This is a genomic window from Flavobacterium sp. GSA192, assembly GCF_006386525.1.
GTDB lineage: Bacteria > Bacteroidota > Bacteroidia > Flavobacteriales > Flavobacteriaceae > Flavobacterium > Flavobacterium commune.
The window spans coordinates 356,730-378,225 of record NZ_VAHC01000001.1 but is presented as its reverse complement, the minus strand read 5'-3'; the positions used below and the strand labels follow the sequence as shown (position 1 = coordinate 378,225).

At 35.1% G+C, this 21,496-nt stretch carries 10 protein-coding genes; 1 reads left to right on the top strand and 9 read right to left on the bottom strand.

Going from position 1 to position 21,496, the window contains the following annotated elements; genetic code table 11:
• Positions 1–71: 71 nt before the first annotated feature.
• The 5 genes from FDM27_RS01610 to FDM27_RS01590 all read right to left on the bottom strand — a co-directional run bounded on the left by FDM27_RS01610 (position 72) and on the right by FDM27_RS01590 (position 14,398).
• On the bottom strand, positions 72–1,868 hold the full coding sequence (locus FDM27_RS01610; protein WP_071185029.1) for a RagB/SusD family nutrient uptake outer membrane protein: 1,797 nt from the start codon (positions 1,866–1,868) through the stop codon (positions 72–74).
• Between the two features lie 10 nt (positions 1,869–1,878).
• Positions 1,879–5,400: a TonB-dependent receptor gene (locus FDM27_RS01605; RefSeq protein ID WP_140484929.1), complete on the bottom strand. Its 3,522-nt coding sequence runs from the start codon at positions 5,398–5,400 to the stop codon at positions 1,879–1,881.
• Positions 5,401–5,573: 173 nt separating this feature from the next.
• A complete protein-coding gene (locus FDM27_RS01600) occupies positions 5,574–6,713 on the bottom strand; it encodes a FecR family protein (protein WP_140484928.1) in 1,140 nt (379 codons plus the stop codon).
• Positions 6,714–7,127: 414 nt separating this feature from the next.
• The gene (locus FDM27_RS01595; protein ID WP_071185027.1) at positions 7,128–7,832 is read right to left on the bottom strand and encodes a hypothetical protein; all 705 of its coding nucleotides are present in this window, start codon (positions 7,830–7,832) and stop codon (positions 7,128–7,130) included.
• Complete coding sequence (locus FDM27_RS01590; RefSeq protein ID WP_140484927.1) at positions 7,829–14,398, bottom strand: T9SS type A sorting domain-containing protein; 6,570 nt, start codon at positions 14,396–14,398, stop codon at positions 7,829–7,831. The genes FDM27_RS01595 and FDM27_RS01590 overlap by 4 nt, the downstream gene beginning before the upstream one ends.
• 495 nt (positions 14,399–14,893) lie before the next feature.
• Between FDM27_RS01590 and FDM27_RS01585 the strand changes: the two genes are divergently transcribed.
• Positions 14,894–15,433, top strand: a complete 540-nt coding sequence (locus FDM27_RS01585; RefSeq protein WP_071185025.1) for a sigma-70 family RNA polymerase sigma factor — start codon at positions 14,894–14,896, stop codon at positions 15,431–15,433.
• A 116-nt stretch (positions 15,434–15,549) separates the two neighbouring features.
• On the opposite strand, the gene FDM27_RS01580 is transcribed toward FDM27_RS01585, so the two are convergent.
• Genes FDM27_RS01580 through FDM27_RS01565 form a run of 4 tightly spaced genes read right to left on the bottom strand, consistent with a single transcriptional unit; the run spans position 15,550 to position 21,321 of the window.
• The gene (locus FDM27_RS01580) at positions 15,550–16,908 is read right to left on the bottom strand and encodes a glycoside hydrolase family 28 protein (protein ID WP_140484926.1); all 1,359 of its coding nucleotides are present in this window, start codon (positions 16,906–16,908) and stop codon (positions 15,550–15,552) included.
• Positions 16,909–16,916: 8 nt separating this feature from the next.
• Positions 16,917–17,648, bottom strand: coding sequence for a rhamnogalacturonan acetylesterase (locus FDM27_RS01575; protein ID WP_219846392.1), 732 nt, complete (start codon positions 17,646–17,648; stop codon positions 16,917–16,919).
• Between the two features lie 6 nt (positions 17,649–17,654).
• Positions 17,655–19,685, bottom strand: a complete 2,031-nt coding sequence (gene pelA / locus FDM27_RS01570; protein ID WP_255510435.1) for a pectate lyase — start codon at positions 19,683–19,685, stop codon at positions 17,655–17,657.
• Between the two features lie 10 nt (positions 19,686–19,695).
• Positions 19,696–21,321: a glycoside hydrolase 43 family protein gene (locus FDM27_RS01565; RefSeq protein ID WP_140484925.1), complete on the bottom strand. Its 1,626-nt coding sequence runs from the start codon at positions 21,319–21,321 to the stop codon at positions 19,696–19,698.
• Between the last annotated feature and the right edge of the window lie 175 nt (positions 21,322–21,496).

The window sequence follows — 21,496 nt, the reverse complement described above, 5'->3', positions numbered from 1 at the left end:
TATTTAATGAATCCTGCTACCCAAAAGTTATAAATACAACATAAATATTTTTTCGAATAGCAAAACCAGCTTTAATTTTCATTTCCGTATCCGTAATCATTTACTAATTGTTTGTTACTACCAGTAATAAAGACTTGCCAAATAGGCCAGAATTGTCTTGTATCCGGATTAATAGTAGCATCATATAGTGTACTGATTTTAAGTGGCTCTAACTTAAGCCAGCTTTTTGCAGTATATCCTACACCGGGATTGGTAGTTTCTCCACGGTTTAATCCGTAAATTTCCAATGAAACATTATCAGCTGCGGTTTTAAAATATAAAGTTGAAGGTACATCGGCATATTCGCCAGTACGAGCCTGAAGGTTTGTCATTTTCACCTTAGCTTCGTCTAATTTTGTTTTCAATAAATTCCAACGAATTAAAGCTTGTTTACGCTCCATTTCTCCGGTGAACTCAAATTTATGTTCATCCACAATGGCATTAAACATCGCCTCTTTAGACGCCAAAGCATTTACATAAGCATCTACCATGGTTGCATGTGATGCCGATGGGAAAGCTCTTTTTCTAATTTCTTTTAAATAGGGAGCAGCAGCTGAAGGCCCTTCTAATTCGTTAGCCGCTTCGGCAGCTATTAAAAGCACTTCGGCATAACGCATATACAATTTATCTACTCCATCATCATTAGTTGAAGTAACATAACGAGACATCCATTCGTAACGGTATTTTCCAAAATACCAGGTATCCAAATCATTCAATTCCTGCTTAGAAACACCACTAACCGCTGTACCATATTTATAAGGCACACAGGTCACATCTCTACGGGTATCGGCCTGATTGTAGTCATAGAATACAAAAGGTAATGGTCCTGCAGCTCCTCCTCTATTATTACCATTTGCCTGAAATTGATCAATACTATTATGACGAACTGCAAAAGTAAACAACATACGTCCACGACCATCAGCAAAAGGAATTTGCCATAATGATTCGCCTCCGGCAGTTACATCTTCCTGATTGTATTTTCTCCATAAGGTTTCAAAAGAAGTTTCTAAACGCGCCGTACCACTGTTGATTACATCTCTACATTCATCCAAAGCCAGTTTGTACATTTTGTCAACCGTAAGATCTGCATCATTACTTCTTCTTATTCCATCAGGATATTGCTGCAATCCGCTGGCTGCCATTGCTAAACGGGCGCGTAATGCTTTCACAAAAGCTTTATTAATTCGGTGTACACTGGAAGTAGCTGCACTTCCATTAGGCCAGGGCACTAAATCAGCAGCCTCTCCTAAGTCCTGAATAAGTTGTTTATAAATCACATCACGACTTGATTTAGGGATATATATTGTTGCGGAAGTTATTGGTTCAAAACGTGCAGGAATATCTCCCCAGGCTTTTAACAAATCAGCATAATATACCGCTCTCAACGCCAAAGATTCTCCTAAAAGATAACCCAATTCAGTTCCCGGTTGCGGATTCCCATAGGTACGCAAACCACGGATACAAATATTAGCACGTTCAATACCTGAATACATCATAGCCCAGGCATTGTTAGTCGTATTCATATTGGTATTATCCCATTTTGTGTTGTAATTACACAATTCTGAATTGGCATTTATGGTTTGAGAAGTATTAAACCACTCCACATCCGTATTCAAACCGTACCATGGTAAAAAACGTCCACGGTAAGAGTTCGTTTCTCCAAATGGAACTTTAATTCCGTCTACAGCTCCTTTAGCCAAACCTGCATTAGAAAAGATAACCGACTCATCTAAAGTTGATTTTGCGGGAGCATCTAAAAAATCATCCGAATTACATGAACTTAAAAAGCCAACTGTAATTATTGATATATATAAAAGTACTTTTTTCATTTTTTAAAAATTAAAAATTAAGATTTAAACCTAAAGAAACTTGTCTGCTTCTTGGGAATGGGGCAAAATCCACTCCTGGCGTAAGAGGTGTTCTTCTGATTGTAGAAACCTCCGGATCTAAACCTGAATATTTAGTGATAACAAATACATTATTAGCCGTTGCATAAAATCTTAATTTGGCAATACCATATTTAGAAAGTGCATCTGCCGGTATAGTATATCCTAATGAAAGGGTATTTAGACGTAAGAAAGAACCATCTTCTACTGCCCAGTCACTGAACACATAATTTCTCATGAATGGAGACCACAAAGTAGTATTAGCATTCAAGGCTTCTAATTCGGCCGGATCAGTAACAATTTCTCCCGCTGCATTCAAATTAGTCCATCTATTATCAGAAGCCATCAAAGTACTTAAATTTCTATACTGTGTATTTTCAGTTGCTGTACTATACTCGATTTTATTGGCATTATAAACATCATTACCAAAGCTATAATTAAAAGCTGCCGATAAGTCAAAACCATAAGCGTTAGCATTTAACACAAAACCTCCTGTGTGCTTTGGATTAGCATTACCTATTATCGTTAAATCTTTTGCATCAACTACTTCATCCCCATTAATATCCTTTAATTTCATTACCCCCGGAGCAAGTGTACCCAGGAGTGTAGTATTAGGAACTCCTGCTTTTAAAGTATAACTGGTTCCATTGTAATCAAAATCAGATACTTCATAACGTCCATCACTTTTATATCCTTGCATTATTCCTAATGGCTGTCCAACTCTTACAGCATAATCATCTGCAAATGCGGTAGATGCCCAGTTTGTTGACCAAAAGAAATCATTCATTACTCCTAATGAATTGATTCGGTTTTTATTCATCCCAAAGTTCATAGAAAGACTTAAACCATAATTCGGTTTATTAATAATATTAAGATTCAACGAAGCCTCAATACCGGTATTTTGAGTCTCTCCCATATTTCGGTACTGTGTATCGTATCCACTACCCGGAACATTGAAATTAATCAACAAATCCCTGGTGATATTTTTATAGGCTTCAACACTTCCACTCACTTTTCCGTTAAACAACTCATAATCCAAACCGAAGTTTTGAGTTATGGTTGTCTCCCATTTTAAATCCGGATTAGGCATTGTTTTGGACGGAGCCCAAAAACTGCTAACACCTTCAACCCATGTTGTAACATTAGGATTAAACAACAAACTGGTTTGACCTGTTGGAATATTGTTATTCCCTGCCTGACCATAACTGGCTCTTAGTTTCAATAATTTTAACCAGGAAACATTTTTCATGAAATCTTCTTCAGAAAGTTTCCATGCCACAGCAGCTGACGGGAAATAACCCCAACGGTTTTTTCCTAAAAACTTACTGGACCCATCGGCGCGGTAGGTTGCGGTAAATAAATAACGGTTTTTATAATCATAATTTACACGTCCAAAAAAAGATAGTAATTTATCCTCAGGAGCATAAGTAGTTTGTGTAAATTGTGCATCTCCCTGAGAGGAAAGATTTTTGGCACTTTGAAAATCAAAAAACAAAGGGAAGGCATGAATTTCACTGGTTAATTCAGTACTATTTATTTTTATTAATTCCTGACCTGCCAGTAATTTTAAGCTATGATCTTCTCCTAATATTTTCTTGAAATCATAATTAGCTGTATTAGCAATTCTAAATGTAACATTCTTTCTGTCTAACAAAGCTAAGGCTGGTTTCCCTTGATTTTCTGCCGCTACCTGATTTCTTACATAAAAAGTTGAACGTCCATAAAAACGATAATCCTGATTATAGTAATTATCCAGACCTAAATCAGAACCTAATTGAAGTCCTGGTAAAATTTTATAGGATATTCCTCCTAAAATATTGAAGTTTTTTCTTAATTGCAGACGGTCATTATCAGCTGCTGCTACAAAAGGATGTACTAAAAAGCTGGCATCGGCCTCATCTGTATTATCGGAAGTCAAACCTTCTAAAGGAATTGGTGCATAAGCCACACTATTACGTAAACGGGCATCGGCCGAAACAGATTTAGCATTTTGCTCATTAGTTCCTCCACCTTTAATTTCTGTATCCGAATAACGCACCGTGAAAGACAAATCAATTTTATCAGTAGCTTTGTTTTTTACAGCCAGAGATAAATTGTTTCTTTTGTATTCAGAACCGATCATAATGGTTTTTTCATCAATATGGGCATAATTAAAATTGAAGTTCACTTTATCGGTCCCACCTCTAATACCTAAATCTCGGCTTCTGGTTTCTCCCAGACGACCATAAACCTGTTTTTGCCAATTATTACCTTTCATTCCTGTATAAAGATCACGATCAGACCATTGTCCAAAATATTGTTGATACGAACTGTCGTCTTCTTTAAAACGATTCACATATTCGTATTGCAATCTTGCATATTCTTCAGGATTTAAAACATCAATAGTGTTAGCAATCTTTTTAAATCCGTAAAAAGAATTAAATGTTGTAGAAATTTTACCGTCTTTTCCTTTTTTAGTAGTTACAAGAATAACTCCATTAGCTCCTCTGGAACCGTAAATTGCAGTAGAAGAAGCATCTTTTAAAACCGTTATCGTTTCAATATCCGATGGAGCAATATCATTTAAATTGGCTATTGGAAAACCATCTACAATGATTAATGGAGACGCATCCTGAGTTAAAGAACCTCCTCCTCTAATTCGAATATTGATTGCAGCATCCGGAGAACCTTCAGAAGAAGTTACCTGAACCCCTGCTACACGTCCTGTCAAACTCTCAGCCACATTATTCATATTAGTTTTTTTCAAATCTTCTCCTCCAATTGAAGCAACAGAACCTGTTAAATCTCCTTTTTTAGCAGTTCCATAACCAATAACCACCACTTCGTTTAAGGTAGAATTTTCGTCCTTTAAAACAATATTCAAATTGCTGTTTTGTCCTACTGCTTTTGATAAGGTCTCGAATCCAATGAATGAAAAAACCAACACACTGGATGATCCTTTTACACGAATGGTGAATTTCCCGTCAAAATCAGTTTGAGTACTGTTTTTAGTATCTTTTTCTAAGATATTAACCCCCGGAATTGGCATTCCCTGAGCATCTTTGACTACTCCTGAAACTTTTACTTCCTGAACATCCAGAGCTTTCACCGCATTAGTTACTAATGGAGCTGCTTCTTTTTTTCTGACTAATAATATCTGTCGGTCGTTTATCGTATAAGAAACATCCGTTCCTTTAAAAACTTTGTCTAATATTTCAACTATTTTTTTGTTCTCAACATTAACAGAAACCTTTCTGTCTAAATCAATCAAACTGCTTTCAAATAAAAATCGATATTCTGAAACGGACTCGATTTTATTGAACAGCTGCTCAACAGAAGTATTGTTCACATTTAATGTCAACTTTGTATTTTGCGAATAGGTACTTGCCTGGATTCTGACCAAAGAAAGTATCAATAATAGCGTGGTTAGTTTCATCTTTAGACTAATTTTAGGCAAATACGGACTGAGCCATTTCCCTTTAATTATTTTTTTCATAATTTTGGATGGGTTTTAAATGATTTTAATTTCGATACGTCGTTTGAAACACATTACTAAATCGGGAAATACTGGTACTATTTTCCGATTTTTTTTTAATGAGTTTCTTCTTTCCTTAAAAAAAATTACACTCTTATTTCATTAATTGGCGTTTTAGTTTGTTAGTAAATTAGTTAGTTTATTTTTATGAGTTTACCTTCTTTTTTATAGGTGAAATTTTGAATTTCACTCATTGTTTGCAAGACCTTATCAATACTTTCAATATTTTTATTAAAACTGGCATTGAATTTTTTGTCTAAAAGTTCTTTTTTATTATTCTCTATTGTAACATTATAGGTACGTTCTAATCTTATGATGATTTCTCTAAAAGTTGCCTTTCTAAAAACAAGCTCTCCTGTCATCCACTCGGTATAAATTCGGGTATCTACTTTTTCAACTGCTATTGCTGTTTTCTGATTATTCCAAGTTCCTTTTTCGCCTGGAACAAGCATTGTTTTCTCATTTGGTTTAGCCTCGCTAGACAAACTAACTGATCCTTCAACCAAAACGGTATTAATATCAGCCTCTTCTTTATAAGAACTCATATTGAATTTTGTCCCTAAAACTTTAACATCCATACCTCTTGTTTTAACTATAAAGGGATGTTTTTTATCTTTGGTAACATCAAAAAAAGCTTCTCCCTCCAGCACCACTTCACGATTGTGCCCTTTTATAAATTGCACCGGATATTTCAAAGAAGAACCTGCATTCATATTGACCACTGTACCATCTGACAAGGTAACAACAAAAGTTTTCCCGTAAGGAATCTTGATTTGATTGTAAACCAATTTATCTACTGAAGCATCAGAAGCATAACTAATTTGATTCTCTTGTTGAGAAGCCACTACCTCTCCATTTTTCTTGATTATTTGCTGATCACCATTTGGGCTTAAAATCTGAATATCTCCATTTTCTAATACTAATTGAATGGCATCATCAGGAATTACAATTTCATCTGAATTATTTGTATTATTTTGAAAAACATAAACCAAGCCCAATAAACACACAAAAACTGCCGCATATTGAAAAACAGTTCTCCAATTAATTACAACGGGCTTTTTTCTAAGTTCAATTTTATCTTTTAATTCTTCCCATGATTTTTGGGTATCTATCGATTCCACATACAACAATGCTTCTTCGAGCATACCATTAGCCTGGAGTTCTTTTATTAAGTCTTGCTCTTCCTGAGGCAACAAGGCAATTTTAGAAGCATCTACACTTCCATTAGTAACTGTTTCCTTTAGGATATTTATCAAATTTGTGCTGGAATCCATTGTATTTATCTTGTATGTTAATGTTATGTTAGCAAAAAAGTTTTTTAGGGTGACAATTTTACTAATTATTTTTTTTTAGGATTAAAATTTAACACGATGTAAAAGTTAAGCATAAAAAATGAATTTTATTCAAAAAACAAGTAAAAAACTACACACTAACAACTTACATAAGACAAGCTATCCGAAACGACCAAAAAAACAATCTCAATTCGCATCTTATACACCATTTAGAAATATGGAGAAATCTAATTATTTTTTGTAAAATGGAGCAGAGTCGAGATTCAATAGCGGTTCTCGACTGCGCTCGAACTGACAATAAGACCATTTTATATTTCCAAATGGCATTATTTAATTACAAAAAAAATAGCCCGGAAAAAACTTCCAGGCTATAATTTAGATAACTGTATCGAACGTCTAGTTCACCGTAAATTGTACTATTTGAGAAAACGAACTGCTATTAGCATCAGACGTTTTTACTCTCCAATAATACACTCCACTGGTTACTGAAACACTAATTTGTGTATCTGATATATTAGTCAATCCCGATAGAGGAGTTTGTTTTCCATCTACCTTATCAAGATAAATAGTATATTTTAAGCCACTACTATCCGTATCAGATCCAGCCCATTTTAAGGTAATTTTACCATCAACGGCCGTTACCATTTTATCTTGAATTGGTGCAATTAAATCAGCCGGAAAAGGTGCATAATTAGCCACACTTTCACCAGCAGAGGCATAAAATTTCCATACTTTACTAAGATTATTGAATTCCTTAGACAAATCATCTGTAGAAGACACTTTCCATGAAAAAGGAACATCTTTGTCCAAAGTCACTTTATACGAAGTCGTTTCAATATTATTCTTAATCAAAACCACTTTGTTTGTCTCAAGATTAGTTATTGTCAACGTATAACTATCGGTATCAGCTGTAGGTTCCCAAGCCAAAGTAACTTCGCATTTGGTACCGGAAACAGAAGTCCCTTCGCAGGTAGAATTATCCAAAGGACTCGCCAAGAACAATTCTCCTAATTCGGGAGTATTTTTTTCATTATCATCATTACTGCAAGCAGTAGTAAAAATAACCAATGAAAGAACAAAATAAATTAATGGTTTTCTCATTTTTTTATAATTTTAAATGTTTTGCTTATCGTTTTTCCTTCTAATTGAATCAAATACATTCCATCCATATAAGAAGACAATTCTAATTGGAAATTTCTATTAGTCGCAATTGATTTTACATATTTTGAAATCAGATTTCCTGCCAAATCAAAAACAGCAACATTCACTTCGTTATCCACTCCTGCTAAATAAATCTGAACAACTCCCGAAGTTGGATTTGGAAAATACTGAATCCCTTCTGACAAAAATATCGTTTCATTAAAAGCACCCTGACACTCTAAATCAGTACTTACTGAAATGGTATTGGTTCCTGTTTTTAGAGCAGCCGTATAATTAGTTCCTGTAACCAGCTCTTCAACACCATTTAATGTTACTTTGTATTGGCTGGCACCTTGCATCGAAAGTCTCACAGTATTTGAATTTTTAGAAACAAAAGAACTAACCACTATTTTTTCAGGCTCTTCAATTTTTACCTCATAACATTGTTTGTAACCCGGAATACTTGTAGTTGAAAAACAAATTTCATATACTCCTGCCGACAGATTACTCAATGTTTTTGTGTATTCATTTTCAGAATTTAAAACATGACTATTACCATTGATTTTAACATCATAAATTAAAGTGTTTTCTTTAGAAGAAACTGTTATAGCGCCATTATTTGCCCCATTACAAGTAGCACTATTAACTAATACAGCGAAATTATCCGATGGTAATGTTACAATTGTTTCCAAGTTGGGAATTGGATTCCATCCATCAGTTCCTTTTGTAAAATTAAAGGTCGTAATATCAGTACCATCAGCCAACTTAGGAGTTGTAAGCATCTTAGACCAACTTACACGATTAGCTGAATTATCAACACCTGAATCTTCTATTGTTCCAAACTCATAAATATTATCAGATGTACCTCCTAATGAACTTGTCCATCCTGCAGGTGCTATTAAAGACAAACCTTCTGAACCAGTGAAATTAGAAGTTTCAATTTTAGTTTTATACAAAACCACCTCACTTGTATTAGCCGACCATGGACGTCCAAAATAACCCGGCTTAGCTCTAAAGGCTGAAGCGGTTTCATCTCCCGGCACTGCCGAAGTAACTTTACATTCATACAATAAGAAACCTCTACCGGAACTTTGCTGAGGAGCTGTTAAATAAGAAGCATCTCCGGCAACATCACTCACATTCATTACAAAATCGGTTTTATAAAACACTCCAATCATTCCTCCAAAGATATAATCTACAGCTCCCATTACCGCTCCTTTGTAAACCACTACTCTGGAACCTACGCCTCCGTAAAAAGAATCCTGACGACCTACTACTCTACAGTTTTTCAAAACAGTCTTATCAACACCATTTGGAATACCAATAGCCGCAGCTCTTTCAACAAAACTTCTGTTTTGAACCGCTGTATTTCCGTAATCTGTTGGTCGCTGACCTTTATTACCTACAGTCCACATCACTACTTTATCTTGAGATTCTTTTTTAGAAATGTATTGATTGAATGAATTTTCGAAAATAATATCATTGGCCTCAAAACCATTAGCAGCAATTACAGCTGTAGCATTCCAATAAGAACCATTGGTAGTTCCACTAACATTCTCATAAGTATAACTATTATTCGCTTTGTTCACTGCTAAAACATCAGCATTCCATTTATTGTCATTACCCTGACTGTAATAACTATAGCCATAACCATAATAAGAAGTAACACGAACTGCATTAGCATCAATATCCACACCTTTGTTTTTCAAAGCAATACTTGGTTTAGCCGCAGCATTCTTAAAGGTAACATTAGGACTATTGACCACAATCATTTCTTCGTAGTTACCCGGATCAATTACCACAGTTACTCTTTGCTCAGCTGTACGAACCATTTTAGAAATGGCTTTCAAAGCACCATTAATAGTTTGATAATCTTTGTCGATTCCAACAGTAATCACAGAAGTGTAAGGTACAATTAGATCGACATTAATATCCGTAAAATAACTTGTTCCATTCACAGCAATAAGAACATTCCCCGGACTAGTTCCTGTATAAACATAATCAACCTTTTCAAAAAGACCTGTACTATTACTACTGGTTGTAACGGCTGCACCTCCTTGTATAGAAAAATTAGCTGCATAATAATAAGTAACCGTTATTTTTTGATTTGGATTTACAGGGACACTAATTGTAGAACCCGTCCCAGCATTTAGATGACCTTTGGCAATTTCGTTAGCAACAGCACCAGTAAACAACATTCCTTTGTAACTAGTTGTTCCATTAGCAATTACTTTATCATCAAAAGACCAATTAGTAACAGTTTTAAATGTTAGTTCTTTTGAAACTGCTGCATTTGAAACTACAAGATTAGATGTCATTGCTAACTCTACCGGATATTCATCCAATCCTAAAGCGCTAACGGAATAAGTTCCTTTACGTAAATTGACATTATTAATATCCGTAAAAGTATAAGTTATTCCAGCCTCATTAATATTTGAGAATTTCAATCCTAATTTAGTCAATTGAGTTGCATCCAAAGAAGGAGCTGTGATAGTAACTTTGTACTTCGGTTTTAGAGTAAAAGCGACATCGACAGTAGTGTTTGACGAAACGGTAACTGAATTAGCTAAAATTTCATATTCATTAACTCCAACACCTGAAACAGTATATCCTACACCCGATTCTAATTTTACGGAATACTGCCCTGTAACAGCATTAACAACAGCTACCGGAACATAGGTTTTATTAGCTGCTGGATCAGAAGTATACTTCAAACTAAGATTAGAAATAGCTGTTCCTAAACCGGTAACATTTCCAGTTACTGTAAACAATGTAACTTTTGAAATTGTAATATTATGTTGGTTTGAACCTACAGCAACCTCAAAACTATCTCCACTAGTAATTAAATATCCGTTGGCATTACCTACACTTAATGTATAAGTATATCCCGCTGGCAATGTTACATTATACTTCCCATTAGCCACAACAGCATTCCAGATTTTCCCTGCTGCATTAGTAAAACCAACTGTATATCCTGAAGGAATATCTGCTGCGTTAGTTACATCAATAGACCCGGAAACCGCTACTAAAGTTGCCGGTTTTCGAATAATACGATAATAACTTGGTTTATTTACCTGATCATAAATTTTATAAACTCCTGTTTGTTTAGCTACAAATTTATATTCTTTAGTTGTAGTTGTTGTTTCTACAAGATCCGATTGTACATTAGCATCAGTAAGATATACAAAATTTAATCTACCCGCTGCGTCAGTGTTAGCAACAACTGTTAACTCATCATTTTCTTTAAGATTAAAACTTAAATAACGACCAGCCTGAGCCGAACCATTTACATAAATTCTTCCTGCATATCCGGCTGCAGCACCAGAGCCTACATTACTATCATATCGAGTAAGTGCTGTGTTACTGGATCTAAGACGATCGTTGGAACCTCCAACCCAAGACAAATCCCCAGCAGTAAACGAAGTAGGCATCACATACGTTGTACTAGCCGTACCCACCACATAACCAACAGGATACCATGAGTTAATAGTTGCAACATCTAATTTGTTATTATATAAAACATCGTCCAGCTGTTGCGCACCAAAATCCCAAACATCAGCTTTAACAACATCGGTATTATCCGGTATAATTTCTAGCGATGGCAAATATAAATCAGTCCCCGGAGCCACCAATTTAAAGCGCAATGTTCTTGCTCCACCAATATACTTAAACTCATAAGTATCCACACGATCAACAGCAACTTTAGTGGCTATAGTCCCTAAATCACCTGCTACCGAAGCGGTACCTTCCATTTGCAATGAAGAATATTGTGACCCTAAAAACCGAACTGTACAACTTCCGGTTACTGCAATATCAATTTGTCCACCAACCTTCATATTAAGACCATAGGTGGCACCATGTAGCTTATAACTTCCCCCACTCAAAGTAACAACATTATCAGTACTTTTACCCGCAGCAATAATTACTCCATCCCTAAAATCATAGACAACAGAACTTGCTACTTGCTCTGGCAAAACTTTTAATGTCGCTGAAATACTTCCCGCGGCATAAATTGAAGTAGCAGCCTGATTAGCCGTAATAGTAGTTGTTCCTTCCCCTACAATAGTTACCATATTTCCACTTACCGTAGCAACCGCTGTATTACTGCTTGTATAAGTAAAAGTCCCATCACTATTAGATGTAGGAGCTGTTAATGCAAAAGCAGCATCGCCTACAACTTTATCAGCAATAGTAAAATTAGAAATTGATGGAGTTATTAACGCAGGAGTATCATATACCGTTTTTATATAAAATAAATTTGCTGTATCTCCTTTAAGAATCGTATTCGTTCCTGCAGCTACCGAAGGTATCACCACTACACCTGCAACTGCTGTATAGGATACATTGTTCAGCTTAACCTTTCCTGAAAATGAACTATCAAAAACTAAGGTCAAAGTTGAAGTTGCCGTTGTTGTATAACTAATTACAGTAGCACTTTCCATTTTTAAACGAGCCGTCAAAGTCAAACCATCATAAGTTTGAGAACCATCAGTAGAGTTCATATTTCCTGTAATAGTATAAAAAGAACTCGTTTTCCCTGAAGTTGTAAAGTTATGCACCTCACCACCTGTTGTAGTTCCGGGAGTCGATACCGTAATCGTTCCAGATCCTGTTGCCGGATTTCCAACTGTACCTGTAGTTGCAATAGAATAAGACACATTGGCTGTAGGTGTACCGGAAATAGTGATAGTTTTAGCAGTCGCATCTTTTACAAAAGTAATTCCCGATGCAGGCAATCCTGTTACCGTAGCATCAGTTGCATCTCCTCCCCAGGTATATACAATATTTGCAATTGCTGAACCAGAGTTAACTGTTTGATTCGTATTAGAAGTCGATGTTAAAGTTTGACTGGAAACTACTGTTTCTCCTTGTACCGCTACTAAACTAGTGGTATAATTAGTAATAGCCGTTTTTAATGCAGTAATTACAGAAGAGGAAGTATCATCAACATTATTACTAAAAGTCCATTTCAAATCACCACCTCCTGTACGTCCTGAGTATTGCATAACTTTTGATTTAGCCACTTCAGGAGAATCCGGAACTAAATTTTTCACATATAATGCTACATCAGTATCAAAGTTATTATAGACGTTTGCTCCCGCATACGATTTTACAGTATTAGGAATCTGCTCTCCTCTGGTAGTTGCTAAATAAGCATCAAAATCTATTGTAGAACTAATTTTACCTGAAATATTATACAACGGATTAGGATCACCATAGGCTACAAAACGCATTTCATTAGTAGCAATATCTGCATCAAAAGTATTATTAAAAGCTTTGATGATTCCTCCATCTTCACCTGAAAAAGTCCCAACATTTCCCGGATCATTGGCTTGTTTAGAGCTACTCCAAACATCTGTTCCCTGCATAGAAATCATCATAGGACGTTTAGAATTACGGAAATAATTATTTTCTACAAACAAAGAAGAGCCACTTGTAGAACCAGCACCATACTTTGAAACCCCATCATAATAATTATTATAAATGTGAGCTGAATAAAAACGTACACGAGGGTGACGTGAATCAGAATGATCAAACCAGTTATGATGATAAGTCACATACAAACCGACAGTTGTATTTTCACTCAAGCCTAAAAGACTACATTTCCCACTATCCCAAAAGTGATTGTATGAAAACGTACAATAAGTTGAACCTTTATTATCTAATGCACCATCACCTTTTATCTGATCCGCATCACTACCTGCATTACCATAGAACATCTCATTATTATGTACCCAGATATGATCATTATCCTGTTGCATTCCAAAATCATCACCTGCTGTACTGTTGACATTCATAGTAGCGAGATTTCGAATTTCAACATTAGAGGCATACTTCAATCTTACTCCCCAATCATTACAAACAGCATCATTCCCTACACCTTCAAATGTAATAGAACCTGATGCGTTATTTTTATTCTCAATAACAATATCTCCACCGTCCATAACACTCATATCAGTAATATTACCGATTAAACGAACAATCAAAGGACGATTATCTAATCCTTTTTTAAACCCAAATAAAATATTTTGCAAACCTATACAAGGATTTGTTGTTGCCCCTGTAACTGTTAAGGAAACTGTGTTTTTTGTGTTCTCGGTAACATATATGATTACCGCATTAGACTTTGGTGTCCCGTCCATATTATATCCACCTGGTATGCGTCCTCCCTGAAACGCAAAACCATTACGGTCATGCGCTAAAACGGTAAGACTTTGTGTAGTTGCAGCATCTCCTTCCACTCCCGCAATCACAGCTTTCACCGAAACAGTATAATTCCCGGCAGCCAGTCCTAAAACATCGGCACGAAAATAAGTACCATAACTGCGAATTAGCTGGTTATCTATTTTTTGATTTGTAATACCATTACCGCTATAATACACATTATAACTTTGCGCCCCGGAAACAGGCTGCCATTTTACATAAGCAGACTCTAACCATCCGGCTGATTCAGTAATAGTTACTGTTTGTGAAAACATTTGCAATGACGCAAATAGAACGGCCAGATAAAGTAAAATTTTTTTCATAATTTTGGTCAGTTTTTAAATGATTTAATTTCGATACGTCGTTTGAAACACATTACTAAATCGGGAAATACTGGTACTATTTTCCGATTTTTTTTTGATGTATTTCACTTTTTAAATACAGTCTTACTTCATAAATTAATTAATTTAATAGTTAATAAATTCGTTGGCTTTATTATAAATCTCAACTTTTAAAATACTTCCAGCTTATTGAAATAACTCCTTTCATTTATTTCTAAAATCAACAACCCAATACCTGAATATTAAAACAAATTACCCTCGATTATTTTCTATAAAAAGTTCTATAACCTTAGAAACACATTCAACTACTTGTTTTTATTTTTAGTTGTTAAATATTTGTTATCAAAAAAAACTTTTAGGGTGACAGCTTTAGTAAAAAATTTTATTTATTTTTACATATAACAAAAAAAAACTAAGTTTTTATTTTACATTTGACACAATGTAATCCATTATAAAACAAATAATCCTTATTTACAAATGTCATCTCACAAAGATTTAAAAATATTTGAAGACTTGTACAAAGAGCATTTTGCCTACCTTTCTTTAGTTTCTTTTAACATAACTAAGGATAAAGACGTGGCAAAAGATGTTGTACAGGACTTTTTTATTTATCTATGGGAAAAAGAAGAAGCGCTCAGTTTCACGATTTCGTTTAAGGCTTATGCTACAAGAGCGGTAAAAAATTTAAGCCTTCAATATTTAGAAAAACACAAAACAATAAGTTTAGAAAACAATAAAAACATCCTCCCGAGGATGGAGGAACAACATGTTTTTGAAAAAGCAGAAGAAAACAAAAAAACTAAAATTTTCACTTTGGTAGATAAAATCCCGCAAGCCCGAAGAGAAATTTTTATATCACATATCGTGGAAGGACACAGCTATGCAGAAATTGCAGAAATGTACAACATATCTGTTAATACGGTAAAAACACAAATGAAGAGAGCGTATGCTTTTTTAAGAGAATTTGAAAACAGCAGCACTCTTTCGGCAATATTATATTTTCTATTTAGAAATTAATTCATCTTTACTTTTTTATAAAATCAAAGCGAAGTCAAAAAACAGCTTGTTTTCTGACTTCGCTTTGATTTGTTTTTTTTTACAAGATGAAACAACAAACTTTTTTTTCAAAAAAACTATTTCACAGCGCTTGGCACCCCTATTTTATCACCAATTATAATTTCGTTTACACTTATATTCTGGGTATTTGTCAAGGTCATTCCGTTTTTAGCTGATTTTACCGTAATTTTATCCAAAACCACATTCTCCACTTTCTTTTCCGGAAAACCTTCAATAACAATTGCGGTATTAGAAGCACTCTCACAACTCACATTAGAAATCAAAATATCGGATATTTTAGAAGGATACAAACCAGCTCCTTCACCGTGATAATTAGCAGTCATATAAATGCAATCCTCAACTTTCCCCAAAGCAATATTAGAAAAATACAAATCTTTAACATAACCTCCTCTATCGGAATTGGTCTTGATATAAATCCCTCTTTTCAAATAACCTCCGGCCTTGCAATTATCTACATACACATTGCGTACACCAGCTGACATTTCGCTACCAATAACCACAGCATGCAAACCTTTGAATTCGCAATTTCGAATCACAATATTTTCCGAAGGACTATTGGAATTATCACGTCCTTCATTATCACGTCCGGCTTTGATAGCAACATTATCATCTCCGTTATTAAACTTAATATTCTCAATTAAAACATCACTTGAATATTCCGGATCAATTCCGTCATTATTATTATTCTGCGCATCATATTTTAAACCGCGAAGCGTAATACTCCTGGATTTTAATAAATGTACACACCAAAATGGAGAATCTTCAATTTTAACATCCTCAATCAAAATGTTTTTAGAATTGACAAACTGGATCAGTTGTGGTCTTAAATAATGACCTTCACCAAAAATACGCTCTTTTAGGGGAATATTTTTATGATTCATTTCCCTGCTTAAAAGCTTATCTTTTTCTTCAAGAGGCTTCCATTTTATCCAGGTATCCTTAGCTTCACCATCAATAATTCCGTTTCCCGTTATGGCAACATCTTCCACATTATTGCCATAAATCAATGGGCTATAATTGTACAACATGGTTCCCTCCCAACTGGTTAAAACCAAAGGATAGTCTTTAGGATTTGATCCAAAACGAATTTTAGCCCCGGCTTCCAGATGTAATTTTACATTACTTACAAAATGGATTGGTCCATTAATGGTATAAACTCCTTTAGGAACCACAATAGTACCGCCTTGTTTTTTTGCACAGGCTTTCATTGCTTTGTCAAAAGCCGATTTACAATTGGTAATCGAATCGCCTTTAGCACCAAATTTAGTAACACTAACTTTATAATTTGGAATAACAGGCAACTGAATGCTATTAACAATTTTCTCTATTTCAATCTTTTTGTCTACAATTTTAGTTTGCGAACATAAAACATTAAAACACAACAACAGGACAAAATAAAAAGTATTGTTTTTCATAGCAATAATTATTTAATGTGTTTTTTCAAATCCAAATCCGTTTTCTTCAATTCAGCTACAACTAATTTAGCAATTTCAGTAGCACCTAACAAGGATAAATGGGTATCATCATGTTTTTCGGTTTTATAAAAAGCACTTTCGCCTGCATTAAAATGCAAATGCAGTTTTTTAGAACCTTCTATTCCATAAGACTCTTCTAACAACTCGGTCAAATATTGTAAATCAATAAATGGCACTTTATAATCCGTAGCCACTAATCGGGTTTCCATTGGATACAAACCATGAGTGTCAACCAAAGTACCTTCGGCATTAAAATTCCTTCTTACAATCGAAGAAAACAAAACCGGAATTGCGCCTTTAGCACGAGCTTCGGTTACAAATTTGATTAGATTTTGGCGATAAGCCGTTCGCGGATTAGTATAAACGCTCGGTTTATTTTCTTTTTGGTCATTATGTCCAAATTGGATAAAAACATAATCCCCTTTTTTCAAGGTTTCCAAAATAGCATCCCACCGTTTTTCATTGATAAAACTGCGGGTACTACGACCATTTTGCGCTCTGTTATCAACCACAACATTGTTGTCAAAAAATTGCTGTAAGACCTGAGCCCAACCGTGTTCGGGATTTTCTGTCGGGTTGGATTTATTTGCCATTGTCGAATCGCCAATGGTGTAAACTGTTGTTTTTTGTGCAAAACAACTGGTAGCAATTAATAAAAAAAGGAATAATTTTATTTTCATAATGTTTTATTTAAAATTTGAATACCAATTCGAATTAGAATCTCCTAAGATATTTTCTAAAGTATATTTTTTAGCTTCTGATTTTTTTAATTGATGTGACCATGCCACTCTATTTTCTGGCTGAAATCCTGGCCCCGAGCAATTATATTCGGCATAAAAAGAAGCTTTTTCAGCTTCTGTTTTAGACCAATTGTTCCATCCTTCTTTTCGAATATGACTCCCCATTTCGCAATTCAAATACACCGTTTTAGCGTTAATACGCCAAGGTCGTCCAAGATACACTTCTGTTGCTTTTTCGTCTGCAGTCAATTTGCAATTCATAAACACAAAACCGTATTTAGAACTTTCAGGCGTTGAAGCCGCTGTTAGATACGAATTGCTTTTGCTGTGAATATCACAATTATCAAACACCGCAGTCGCATTTCCAAAAATAAAATCGACTGTTCCTTCAATAAAACAATCTTTAAAATACTGTTTGAATCCTTCTCCCGAAGTATATAAAGTGTCCTGGTTTCCTGAAATTACACAATTTGAAACCACTACTCTATCCGCAACTACCGACAAAGCTATTGCCTGACCAACAGGACCCGCAGTATTTTTAATGGTTAAATTAGTTGCCTTAAAATCATTTCCCTCCACCAATACTGTTGGAGTCAAAAAGGTACTATTTCGTCCTAAATTGATTTTTCCAAAATAATCATCATAGGTGATTATCGTCTTTTCTTTGCTTTCCCCAATTAAAGAAATCTTAGTATTCCACTCCGGAATGCGGACTTTTTCATAATAAACACCATTTTTAACCGTAATCAAAACTCTTTTGTATGGAAAAGAAGGCGAATTATAAATAGCATCCTGAATACTGGTATAATCCCCGCTGCCATCTTGCGCCACTACAATATTGTACTCATCTTTGGGTGCTTTCGCTACTTTTTTTTTAATCGAATTCAGTTCAGTTGAAAGTTTTTTTTTCCACTTATCGTATGCTTTCAACACTTCTTTAGGCTCATTAGTGTACCAGGAATAACCATTTCTTCTTTCGTCACCTATTTCAGCCAGAGAATATTTCTTTATGCCATCGCGATCACAAAAAAACGGTCTATTGTCATCCAATTCCATAAAACGAGCCCAAAGTGCCGGGGCATTGGCATCGGTAATCATCTTTTTGTCGGTAATTTTCCCTTTAGCATCTACCACTCGTTCTTCTCTCAATCCAGTAATTTTTACTTTTTCAAACCAGGCTACCGCAGCCTCAACTGCCGCAATTATCTCTTTTGAAGGATTTTCGACAGCCATTAACAACAATGTAATTTTAGCCGATTCTTTCCCGCTTAATGACGGTAATTCATAAGCACGGGCTTTAGCAGGTAACAAAGTAACCTCATCATGTTGTGCGCACCAGGCAGTCAAAACTCCGTTTTGTTTGTACTGACTTTTGACAATACAATCAATTCCTTTATCGAAAGCTATTTTAGCGTTTGCAACCAAATCATCTGATGCCTTTATTGAATAAAAATCCGTTTTATCTTTAACTTCCTTTAAGACATTCAGAATATTTACCATAGAATCGTCGTTATACGTAATATGTGTATAATAGCCTTTTTTCAAAGGAAAAAATTGCGGCCAACCTCCATTATCATATTGCGCTTTCAGTAAATAATCCAAACCCGAAAGAAAAGCTTTTTGATAGCTGACATCCGGTTGTTGTTTGTTTATTTTAGAAAGAAAAAGCATTTCCTGAACTGTTCCTCCATTATCAGTCGTACAACCTTCTGTAGAAGTTTTAAGAGCCAACAATTCTTTCTTTTGAGCATCAGAAAGAGGTTTCTGCATTTGAGTGTTTTTTGGCCAGCCACCAATATTGCGTTGGTACAACAACACATTTTCGGCAACTGCTTTTGCTTCTGCAGATGCAAACCAACTTTCATCTTTAATCTCGGTAATGCTCTTCCATGATTTATCCAAAACCTGAGCATTCATGTTTATCCCTGCCAGAAAAAAGCAGAAAAGTATCATTATTCCTTTAAAAAAATTATTCATCGTTCTATTTTTATTTAGTAAATCTAAACCAATCAACCGCTACACTTCCGGCATCGTTTATTTTTCCTTCTCTAAGAGCTGTTAAACCAATTTTAGCTCCAATCCATTTCCCTTCACGGGATTTAAAATCTTCGCCTAAAGCTTTAAAATTTTCACCATCGGTACTGTAAAAGAAACTGCAAATTCCGCCCGCTTTTACCTTAGTTTGTAAATAAAAAGTGTTTTTATCTAATTTTACTGCTGCTAATTCTTTCTCAACGCCTTTTTTATCGGCATTTTTACAAACAAGCTGAGAAATAAACAATTCGCCATTTTGCTGTTTTACTTTTAGCACACTATAATCCAACCCCATAATCACCAATCCAATACTTTCTCCATCAAAACGAGCGTTGAAAGTCATTTTGGAGGTAGCCGTAAATTCATTAGCCGGGAATTTTTGTGCTAAAATATTAGGAACATCAAATAAATTAACTGCTTTTTCAGGCATTGGACGACAGAACAAATTATAAAACCCCATTGATGTTGGCATTCCCCAATACACCTGATAGTTAGCATGCCATTGCCATTGCAGCCCTAATTTAGTCGAATTAAATTCATCTGAATCAGGTGGTGTCATAATTGGAAATGTTTTACCAACATTTGGTTTTTTATACGTTAAAACCGGTTCTCCTTTCCCGTCTTTGTCGTTATCAATTCCAATAACCGGCCAATCGTTTATCCATTTCATCGGTTGCAAATGCACAATTCTTCCATAAGCACCTTTATCCTGAAAATGAAAAAACCAGTCTTCACCTGTTTGAGTATCCACCCAGGCACCCTGATGAGGACCATTAATAGGTGTTTTACCCTGATCGATTACTTTTCGTTTTTCATAAGGACCAAAAACATTTTTTGAACGCATAACGGTTTGCCAGCCTGTAGGAACACCACCAGCCGGGGCAAAAATGTAATAATAACCATTGCGTTTATAAAACTTAGGTCCTTCTACCGTAGCTTCATCAAGATGTCCATCAAGAACCATAACAGCATCATCATTAGCCACTGTTCCTTCAGGATTCATCGAACAAACAGCCAGCAAACTTTTGGCACCGGCACGACTTCCTGCAAAAGCAAAACCTAAATAAGCTTTGCCGTCATCATCCCATAAAGGCGCAGGATCAATCAATCCTACTCCTGCTTTTACCAATATTGGCTCTGACCAAAGTCCTTTTGGATCCTTGGTTTTAATCATATAAATTCCGTAATCAGGATCGGGGTAATAAATATAAAACTCCTCATTGTGATAACGAATGCAAGGTGCCCAAACTCCGTTTCCATGTTGTGGCTTATCAAAAATGTCAAAAGGAGGCTGTTTTGGAAGTGCATAATTTACTAATTCCCAATTGACTAAATCCTTAGAATGCAAAATAGGCAATCCCGGAATACAATTAAAAGAAGAAGCAGTCATATAATAATCGTCCCCTACACGAATAGCATCGGGATCCGAATAATCCGCATGTAAAACTGGATTTTTATAAGTTCCGTCGCCGTTATCAGCTACCCAAACTTTAGAAACCTCATTTGTTTTTTGTGCAACAATTAGTTGGCCAGATAGTATAACTAATCCTATTGCCAATGTATTATTTAGAAACTTCATAGAAGAAAATTAAATATTAATAATGTGTTTTTCTTTACCCTATACCTGTCTGCCGACAGGCAGGAGTCATATAAATCTGAACGAAAGTTTTTTCAACTTATAACCTAAAGTTTATATAAGCAGATATTGGCTAGAAACACACTATAAATCAAAAGGATATTTTTAAAAAAACCAT